The following is a 2,589-nucleotide window of genomic DNA, read 5'->3' on the forward strand; positions in this document are numbered from 1 at the left end:
TGTGTGTGGTCACCTGAACTGGCCCCGGTTGGGTCGTGGTTCTTCACCAATATTGGCCCCGTCTGGGTGGTGACCTCGCTGTTCGGTGGGGCAGCGTGTCGTCGCGAATAGTGGCCCCACCCGGGTTGTGATCTTCACGTCGGTGTCGTCGTCGGCGTGGAGGTCGGGAATGGTGCGGTCGAAGGTGGAACTGTTCGAGCAGATCAGACGGGACAGGCGGATCGAGGGACTGTCCATTCGGGAGCTGGCCGAGCGACATCGGGTGCATCGGCGCACGGTGCGCCAAGCGTTGGCCAGCGCGCTGCCGCCACCACGGAAGGCGTATCCGCGCCGGCCGCGACCGGCGATCGACCCCTACAGCGAGGTGATCGACTCGTGGTTGCTGGCCGACCGGGATGTGCCACGCAAGCAACGGCATACCGCGCGGCGGGTGTGGCAGCGACTGGTCGCCGAGCACGGCGCGGCGCTGGCGGAGGTGACCGTGTCGCGTTACGTCACCGCCCGTCGGGTCGAGCTGGGTCTTCACCGGGTGGAGGTGGCGGTGCCCCAAGCCCATCTGCCCGGCGCTGAGGCCGAGGTCGATTTCGGGGAGTTCCGTGCCACCATCGCCGGAGTGCTGACCACACTGTGGCTGTTCGTGATGCGGCTTTCCCACTCTGGCAAGGCTTTTCACGTCGCGTTCGCCACCCAGGCCCAGGAGGCGTTCCTGGAAGGACACGTGGCCGCGTTCACCTACTTCGGTGCGGTCCCAGCGCGGATCCGTTACGACAACCTCAAACCCGCCGTGGTTCGCGTGCTGCGCGGGCGGGACCGGACCGAGTCCGAGCGGTTCATCGCCCTACGCAGCCACTACGGCTACGAATCGTTCTTCTGCCTGCCCGGTATCGGTGGGGCGCACGAGAAGGGCGGTGTCGAGGGCGAGATCGGACGGTTCCGCCGGCGCCATCTCGTGCCGGTGCCCACCGTCGCGTCGCTGACCGAGCTGAACCGGCTGATCGCCGCCGCGGACCTGCTCGACGACACCCGGGTGATCACCGGCCGGCCGGTCACCATCGCCGCGGCGTTCACCGGTGAACTGCCGCACCTGATGGCGTTGCCGGCCGAGCCCTTCGACTCGGCCCGACTGCTGACCGCACGGGTGGACAACCGGGCGCGGGTGTCGGTGCGGCAGTGCTACTACTCCGTCCCGGCCCGCTACGCCGGCCGCCGCCTGCCGGTGCGCTTGTCCGCGACCACGGTCGAGGTGCTCGATGGTGGCCGGGTCGTGGCCCGCCACGAGCGGGCCGTCAGCAAGTACGCGGAAGTCCTGACACTGGATCACTACCTGGAAGTGCTCGCGATCAAACCCGGGGCGTTGCCCGGGGCGACCGCGTTGGCGCAGGCCACCGCCAGTGGCGCGTTCACCCTGACGCACCAACGTTATTGGGACGCCGCCCGCCGCACGCAGGGCGACACGGCGGGCACCCGGATGCTGATCGAGGTCCTGCTGGCGCACCGCACCCTGCCCGCTTCGGCGCTGCGGACCGCGATGGACGCCGCGATCGGCACCGGGCTGCTGGACCCGCAGGTCGTGCTCATCGACGCTCGCCGCGACGCGAGTGGGCACGTCGCGCCGGTCATCCCGATCGGCGCGTTGGCCCGATACGACCGGCCAGCCCCTTCTCTGGCCGGCTACGACGACTTGCTCACCGGGAGTGGAACATGAGCGCACGAACCGATACCGCCGCGCAGGCCGCCATCGGCGCCGCGGCACGCGAGCTACACCTGCCCACCGTCCGCACCGAAGCCGACCGGCTCGCGGAGATCGCGGTGCGGGAACGGCAAACTCACCTGGTGTTCCTCGCTGAGGTGCTCGCCACCGAGGTCGACGAACGCAGCGAACGGCGCCGGCAACGACGCATCACCGAAGCGCGCTTCCCACGCCTGAAACGGTTGAGCGAGTTCAACCTCGACGTGGTGCCCACCATCGCGCCCACCCAACTGGCCGCGCTGGCCTCCGGCACCTACCTCGACGCCGGCGAACCGGTGGTGCTGCTGGGTGATTCCGGCACCGGCAAGACACATCTACTCATCGGGCTGGGCCTGGCCGCCTGCGAGCAAGGCCGCCGGGTTCGTTACGTCACCTGCGCCCACCTGGTCAACGAACTCGTCGAAGCCGCTGATGAACGCGCACTGTCGCGCGTGGTGGGTCGCTACGCCCGGCTGGATCTGTTGCTGCTCGACGAGCTGGGCTATGTCCAGATCGATCCCCGCGGCGCCGAGTTGCTGTTCCAGATCATCACCGAACGCGAGGAACGGGCCTCGATCGGCATCGGCACAAATTTGCCGTTCAGCGAGTGGGGATCGGTGTTCGGTGATCCACGCCTGGTCGCGGCGATCGTGGATCGGGTCACCTTCAACGCGCACATCCTGGAGACCGGTACCCAGTCCTACCGGCTACGCACCAGCAAAACTACCAGTCGCAGCAAGAAAACCGGCTGACCCGGAAGGACACGATCATGCCCAACACGCGACCACAGTCGGACCCGGCCTCTTGCTGGAGCCAAAATCCGTGACGACAGGTGGGGCCAACTCACTTGACGAGACCCA

General features: G+C 68.2%; 2 protein-coding genes. Both read left to right on the forward strand.

The annotated features are described in order from the left end of the window. The first annotated feature begins 172 nt into the window (after positions 1 to 172). Positions 173 to 1,705 (forward strand): IS21 family transposase, encoded by a 1,533-nt coding sequence (istA, locus tag F0L68_RS40800; protein ID WP_149855282.1) that lies wholly within the window; start codon positions 173 to 175, stop codon positions 1,703 to 1,705. Continuing rightward, complete coding sequence (gene istB, locus F0L68_RS40805; RefSeq protein WP_149855281.1) at positions 1,702 to 2,481, forward strand: IS21-like element helper ATPase IstB; 780 nt, start codon at positions 1,702 to 1,704, stop codon at positions 2,479 to 2,481. The genes istA and istB overlap by 4 nt, the downstream gene beginning before the upstream one ends. Positions 2,482 to 2,589 lie beyond the last annotated feature (108 nt).

The sequence above is a fragment of the Solihabitans fulvus genome (assembly GCF_008386585.1).
In the GTDB taxonomy this organism is placed as follows: Bacteria; Actinomycetota; Actinomycetes; order Mycobacteriales; family Pseudonocardiaceae; genus Solihabitans; species Solihabitans fulvus.